This is a genomic window from Methanolobus sp. (assembly GCF_016278385.1).
Classification (GTDB): domain Archaea; phylum Halobacteriota; class Methanosarcinia; order Methanosarcinales; family Methanosarcinaceae; genus Methanolobus.
In genome coordinates, this window is sequence record NZ_JADQBY010000026.1 from 1 (window position 1) to 6,051 (window position 6,051).

Sequence of the window (6,051 nt, forward strand, 5' to 3'; positions counted from 1 at the left end):
GTAGATAAATCAAGGACATCATAAAGTTCATTTACAGCCAGAATGGTCCCGATAGAAATATAAACTTTATTGTATGCTTTCTTTTTTTTAAACCTTGAATTCGCCTCACAGCGGTTAAATAGTAGTAATTAGAATATTTTAACTAATGTTTAAATTAATACGGTTACAAAATGTCAAAACTACAATACTCTAAAAATCAATACACATTAACTATACCGAAAGATATAGTTGAACTCGAAGGTTGGTCTAAAGGTCAAGAGATAAAGTTCAGACGCATCTCTGCAAAAGGTGAAGAGTATATTGCGCTGATACCTGTTGAGTAGTTGTGCTTGAACCTGTACATTGAGGGTTCAGGAGGGCTTGAGGGCAGGGCTTTCTTAGAGTCGTTAAGATGTTTATATGTCTTAGATTTTCAACCCTGTGTAGGGCTGCTACAGGGCAGCAGGGTACGGAAGCTGCATATTAATTCTGCATCATAACCGACTTCTAGGTATATGCAGGCAGGACCTGTGGGGTTTAACCTTAAAGATAAGGCAAAAAAGATATAGTAACACGTTTTAATGTATATTGTTGCTATTCTGGCGTATATTCTTTGTAAGAAATCCTGCATAGAGGAGATAACATGAAGTCAAAGACCATTGCAAAAAAAAGTGAACCTGATAGTCCTGTCGTGGCTCCTAAAGATGACGATGATGCCGACTATAAGCCCATACTCCGAGGTGTGATCAACACCCGCTGCAATTATGATGGTGGCAAGGTTGAAGGAAATCAGGATTAATTAGAAGAAAATGGGATTCTCTAAAGGAACATTACATTACATGAAAAAGAATGCTGAGGCTGATAAGCCCTTTACACTTAATGCTCATGTTAGGGAACGGTTGGAGATGTGGGTGAGCTATCAAAATTAAAGGAACAGTTGAATGGTCAAGACAAACTTTCGTAGATTGCCCTGCCTTTTTCTGTTAGCCTGTAGGATTTGATGCTATTTCTTTTGTTATTTGGCTTGCTGACTGAACAGCTTTTTCCGCAGCCGGAACATCCACTGCCACAACTAACCTGATTCTCAACAATACATTCTATATCTCCTTTTTTTATCATGATATTGAGAATATCCTTGAATTCATCCTGTCTGAGATTAAGATTGGATGCCAGAGTTCTGGTCGTAAGATTCTCTTTGGAATCTAGTGTTGCAGCTATTCTTTTCAACAAAAATTTGTAACCAACTACCATTACACTCACTCCTTGAAAGCAAGTACTTCGTGCGAGGAGAAGTTTTCTTTCCAATGCACCAATCCTATGATTGAAAGTATTCCAAGATAGATACCTGGTCTGAAAGATTCCATCACACTCCATCCTTCATAATCATCGGGAACTATGAAAGAGTCAAGCAAGTTTCCTCCCATTACTGCTAAATAAGCTACCATAAAAATAAATGACATCAATATCCCTACATGAACAAAGGCAACACCTGCGTTTATTCCTTGCAGCAGTTCTTTTGTTCCGTAAAGAAATACGCCACCTATGACCAGAAGGCAGAACCCTCCGAGTATGTCACCTGAGACATATAGTCCATTTGCAAGTCCGTTACTAATTCCAATTCCTTCTGTGATATGCGTTATTCCAAAAAATGTATACAGCACTCCTGCAAGTGCTGCAAACAATGTTTCCTTTTTTCTATTATTTTGAGCCATAAATGTAGCCTCCTTTGGTATTCAGGCAAACAGATTCATTCTGCTACCGATCTGGTATACTGCAAATGCAAATATCCATGCAAGTCCTGTTCCGTAAAATGCTTGGAACAATGTCCATTTCCAGGACCCAGTTTCTCTTTTGATAACACCTATGCAGGCAAAACATGGAACGTACAGAAGTGTGAACACCATCAGTCCAAGGCCTACAAGAGGAGTCATTGCTCCTGCTGCGAGGACTGCTGACAGGCTTTCTTCGCTTTCACCTGCACCATAGAGCACGCCCATGGACCCGACTACAATTTCCTTTGCGACAATACCAAATACCAGTGCTACAGCAACTCTCCAGTCAAAGCCAAGAGGTGCTACAAGGGGTTCTATGAGTTGTCCAATAACTCCGATCAAAGACTCTGTGGTACCGTATACCTCTTCTGAAGCAAAGACACCACCACTTCCAGGAGCCGGAATGGCAGCCAAGAGCCATACTGCTACAACACCTATAAGAATGATAGTTCCTGCTTTCTTGAGGTAGATCTTTCCTCTTTCCCACATGTGGATTACACTTCCTTTCAGTGTAGGCAATTTGTATGAGGGCAATTCCATGATGAATGGAGAATCTTCTCCCTTGACCACTGTGCTTCGCATCAATTTGGCACTTAGCAGGGCAACCAATATTCCAAGAGCATACAAACCGAAGATCACAAGCCCTGCATCCCTTCCGAAGAAGGTTCCTGCTAGCAGTACATAAACAGGAAGTCTTGCCCCACATGAGACGAAAGGTGCTACAAGTATCGTAACAAGTCTGTCCCTGCTATCCTCGATAGTACGTGTTGCCATGATGGCGGGTACGTTACATCCGAATCCCATGATAAGGGGAATAAAGGATTTTCCATGCAGGCCTATCTTGCTCATCAGTTTGTCCATAATAAACGCAGCTCTTGACATGTATCCGCTATCTTCCATGAGAGACAACATGAAGAAGAGCAACAGGATGTTAGGAAGGAATATTACAACTGATCCAACACCAGCTATCATGCCTTCACCGACAAGGGATGCAAGCCATGGAATAGGGATTGTATTTACAGCAGTTTCAGCAAGCCAGCCAAAGAATACATCGATTATATTCATGAAAGGCGTTCCGAATGTGAAGGTGATCTCAAACGCAGCCCACATTAAAGAAAGGAAAATAGGGATTCCCAGATATTTATTAGTGACCACACGGTCAACCATATCTGAACCGCTAAGATGTGAATCATTGATGTTACAAACCTGCTTCAGCATGGTCCGTATGGTTTTATACCTCTGGTCTGCTATCGTAGATTCAAGATCCTCTGCGTCGAATATATTCAGTACTTCCCTTATTTTGGGATAACTAGCGCTATCCTGTGCTTTTTTGATAATATTTTCATCGCCTTCAAGCAATTTCATGCTGAACCAGCGTGCGGGATAACGTGAGAAATATGAATCACTGTTAAGAATATTGGTTAGTTCATCTATACCATTTTCAATATCATCCTTATAGGTAAATGCACTTTCAGAAACCTGTGGCTCATCAGCTTCTTTCTTAATAACATTAAGAAGTTCATCAATTCCACCTCCTCTACTTCCAACGGTTGCTATTACCGGAACTTCAAGATACTCCTGCATTTTTTTAATGTCAATGTTGTCACCTTTTGCAAGAACCAGATCTGTCATGTTAAGAGCAATGACTAGTTTGACTCCCAGTTCCATCAACTGAGTTGTAAGGTAAAGGTTTCTCTCAAGATTTGTTGCATCGATGACCTGTACTACAACGTCCGGTTTTTCCTCAATTAGAAAATCACGGGCAATGATCTCATCAAGTGAATAGGCTGTGAGACTATAGGTTCCAGGAAGATCTTCTATTTGCATTTCGGTTCCGTTGTGAACCTTTTTTCCCATTTTTCTTTCAACGGTTACCCCAGGCCAGTTTCCAACATGCTGTTTAGAACCTGTTATTGCGTTGAACAGAGAGGTTTTTCCGACATTAGGGTTGCCGGTCAATGCCACATTTATTTTTTTTGTCATATCGTAACATCCAAACTCAAATTTTCCCCTTTTATTCAACAAGCTCAACAAGGATGGTTTCAGCTTCTTTTTTCCTGAGGGACAGATTGTATCCTTTCAGTTTAAATTCTACAGGATCACCAAGAGGTGCTCTACGAATCACTTCCACCCTTGTTCCAGGCGTCAATCCCATGTCGAGTATCCTCTTCCTTGAAGATTTTTACCTGTTACTTTCAGAACCTTTACGAATGTTTCAGGTTCAAAGAAATCCAGTGTTTTTTCCTTCATTTATATCACAATTTTGTTCGTTTAGTTTTTGTAGGTACTCCTACAATAGTTAATTTAGTATATATTATTATTGGTTTCCAATGTTTGGTGCTATATCCTAATATATATAGCTATAGCAAAGTCTATTGGAATAATTTTTTGCTAATAGTGTGCAAAAAACAGAATTATTATTCCGTTACCTATTAAGAAAAGAATTGAATATGAACAAAAACTTGAATTTTTAAGAGAGTGGTATTTTTGAACTTTAACTATATCCCGACTCTGTCGTGCGATGGGTGTGATTTAAACTGCATTCAAGTCTTCTGGATTTTTTGTTGCATTACATCACTTTCACCTTACTTGGCTTATCCAGATTAACTCAGGAGTCAAACATCAACTGAGATGATTCTATGAAACTGGAAAACTTATGACATAGCCTGTAGTCATTATGATACCTACAAAAGTTCAATTGATAACCTGATTGAAAGCATAGTTATGAATGGTGCGATTTAGAGTGCATTAGTACCTCTCAGGGTTACGGAGAGCTTGAGGAGAGGGGTTTATCAGGTGTTTTGATGTATCTGTATTACCTATTAAGTGGTGCTGTTAGCAGCGATTGTCATGAGAATCAAACAGGCAGGGGGCCAGTGTGGAGGGATATCTGATCAAGTTTTCTTGCTTGATTATTTATCAATATCAACAGACTTAAATTTCATTTTTATTAGAACCTGCTTTTTGGATAGAATAACGTGGTACAGGGATACATTTAAAGAAACTTGCGTTTACAGATACTTTATGAATGATGAGGATAAATTCAGGTAAGGTGCGTGCAAGATTCGGAAACAGCATCCTAGATGACGAATCCAGAATGTGAGACATCATGCTAAAGATATGTGTACCAGCACATATCACCGCACCTCTTATCGTTCTTAATCAGTATACTATTTAATCTTTCTCTTATATCCAAATTTATAAGAAGTCGAAATAAATATATAGTATTCATAATATACAGATATCTTGTCATGTACCAGCATGACAATAAACAGACGGAAACAGTATTATGACGAAAAAAGATGACGATAGAATAGCTTTAGCTATATCCAGAAAAGACATTTCTATAGTTAAGGTGGCTAACCCAGACTATGATAAAATAACAGAGGTACACAACGAATTGCAATCTCTTTTTATGCAAAAATGTAACTTGCTTGGAGTTACTGTGAAACGTGGCAGGTCTCATAACTTACCAACCATTACTCATGCGGTGAATTTTCTGATAGGTCATTCCTGCTTTGATCCACATGACCTTGAAAACTATATTGATGTTCTTGTAATGGAGGCCTCAATATGAAGCATAATAAAGTTTACCTTTGTTTGTTGTTTGCAGCGATTTTTGTAGCAATATGTGTCTCGGGGTGCATGGAAATCGACTCAGACGGAGATGGATATAACGATAAAATTGATGCTTTTCCCAATGATGCCCAATATAATCATGATTACGATGGGGATGGATATGCGGATGAAATAGATGACTTCCAAAAAGACCCCGAATATCACTTGATATGTTCTGAATGCAAAGGTCTTGGAACTGTTACGTCTATCGATGAGACTCAAGAACCATGTATTGGTGCCGATATGATAGATGCATACTTTGAAGATGGTTATTCATATCTTGTCCTTGAAAATAATGATCCAGTTGTTCTTCAAGGAGGGGAGTTCAGAGCATGGGTTACAATTGCAGGGCGTACATTTTCTCAGACAGCATACATTGAACCAGGAGATACGCATAAATTTGAGTTCTATCACGAAGGCAGGGACTACAGAAACCTTGTAACTAGAATAGATGGTGACGGATACGGGTATGAGAATGCACGTAATCCATTGTATCGACAAGAACTTACAAAAGAATGCCCTGTATGCGGAGGCACTGGAAAAATATAAGCTGAGGGTTTAGGATAAAACACAGATATTAAAGATGAATATCTGTGTTTCCTATTTTCAATGATCAAAACGTCTATCACTTTTTATTTTTAAGAATAAATCTGAGTAAATCAGGACCCATATGCAGTTCTCT

Annotated in this window: 8 protein-coding genes; 4 read left to right on the plus strand and 4 right to left on the minus strand. The window is 39.0% G+C overall.

Going from position 1 to position 6,051, the window contains the following annotated elements:
• Positions 1 to 622 precede the first annotated feature (622 nt).
• Entirely contained in the window at positions 623 to 778 is a 156-nt protein-coding gene (locus QZZ23_RS10655) for a hypothetical protein (protein ID WP_292469867.1), read from the plus strand.
• Positions 779 to 924: 146 nt separating this feature from the next.
• On the opposite strand, the gene QZZ23_RS10660 is transcribed toward QZZ23_RS10655, so the two are convergent.
• The 4 genes from QZZ23_RS10660 to QZZ23_RS10675 are packed head-to-tail and all read right to left on the minus strand — an operon-like array spanning position 925 to position 3,906.
• A complete protein-coding gene (locus QZZ23_RS10660) occupies positions 925 to 1,230 on the minus strand; it encodes a FeoC-like transcriptional regulator (protein WP_292469869.1) in 306 nt (101 codons plus the stop codon).
• Positions 1,231 to 1,235: 5 nt separating this feature from the next.
• On the minus strand, positions 1,236 to 1,691 hold the full coding sequence (locus QZZ23_RS10665; RefSeq protein WP_292469871.1) for a hypothetical protein: 456 nt from the start codon (positions 1,689 to 1,691) through the stop codon (positions 1,236 to 1,238).
• Positions 1,692 to 1,712: 21 nt separating this feature from the next.
• Complete coding sequence (gene feoB / locus QZZ23_RS10670) at positions 1,713 to 3,734, minus strand: ferrous iron transport protein B (RefSeq protein WP_292469873.1); 2,022 nt, start codon at positions 3,732 to 3,734, stop codon at positions 1,713 to 1,715.
• 31 nt (positions 3,735 to 3,765) lie between these two features.
• Positions 3,766 to 3,906 (minus strand): FeoA domain-containing protein, encoded by a 141-nt coding sequence (locus QZZ23_RS10675; RefSeq protein WP_292469876.1) that lies wholly within the window; start codon positions 3,904 to 3,906, stop codon positions 3,766 to 3,768.
• 695 nt (positions 3,907 to 4,601) lie between these two features.
• Between QZZ23_RS10675 and QZZ23_RS10680 the strand changes: the two genes are divergently transcribed.
• The 3 genes from QZZ23_RS10680 to QZZ23_RS10690 all read left to right on the plus strand — a co-directional run bounded on the left by QZZ23_RS10680 (position 4,602) and on the right by QZZ23_RS10690 (position 5,918).
• A complete protein-coding gene (locus QZZ23_RS10680; protein WP_292469879.1) occupies positions 4,602 to 4,802 on the plus strand; it encodes a hypothetical protein in 201 nt (66 codons plus the stop codon).
• Positions 4,803 to 5,040: 238 nt separating this feature from the next.
• Positions 5,041 to 5,328, plus strand: a complete 288-nt coding sequence (locus QZZ23_RS10685) for a hypothetical protein (RefSeq protein ID WP_292469881.1) — start codon at positions 5,041 to 5,043, stop codon at positions 5,326 to 5,328.
• Complete coding sequence (locus tag QZZ23_RS10690; RefSeq protein ID WP_292469883.1) at positions 5,325 to 5,918, plus strand: hypothetical protein; 594 nt, start codon at positions 5,325 to 5,327, stop codon at positions 5,916 to 5,918. Before QZZ23_RS10685 ends, QZZ23_RS10690 begins: the two co-directional genes overlap by 4 nt.
• Positions 5,919 to 6,051: the final 133 nt, after the last annotated feature.

What these genes read in the sequence shown, in the direction of transcription:
- QZZ23_RS10690 (WP_292469883.1), top strand. Translation starts at nt 5,325, where the DNA reads ATGAAGCATAATAAAGTTTACCTTTGTTTGTTGTTTGCAGCGATTTTT.
- QZZ23_RS10665 (WP_292469871.1), bottom strand. Translation starts at nt 1,691, where the DNA reads ATGGCTCAAAATAATAGAAAAAAGGAAACATTGTTTGCAGCACTTGCA.
- QZZ23_RS10655 (WP_292469867.1), top strand. Translation starts at nt 623, where the DNA reads ATGAAGTCAAAGACCATTGCAAAAAAAAGTGAACCTGATAGTCCTGTC.
- feoB (WP_292469873.1), bottom strand. Translation starts at nt 3,734, where the DNA reads ATGACAAAAAAAATAAATGTGGCATTGACCGGCAACCCTAATGTCGGA.
- QZZ23_RS10675 (WP_292469876.1), bottom strand. Translation starts at nt 3,906, where the DNA reads ATGGGATTGACGCCTGGAACAAGGGTGGAAGTGATTCGTAGAGCACCT.
- QZZ23_RS10685 (WP_292469881.1), top strand. Translation starts at nt 5,041, where the DNA reads ATGACGAAAAAAGATGACGATAGAATAGCTTTAGCTATATCCAGAAAA.
- QZZ23_RS10680 (WP_292469879.1), top strand. Translation starts at nt 4,602, where the DNA reads ATGAGAATCAAACAGGCAGGGGGCCAGTGTGGAGGGATATCTGATCAA.
- QZZ23_RS10660 (WP_292469869.1), bottom strand. Translation starts at nt 1,230, where the DNA reads ATGGTAGTTGGTTACAAATTTTTGTTGAAAAGAATAGCTGCAACACTA.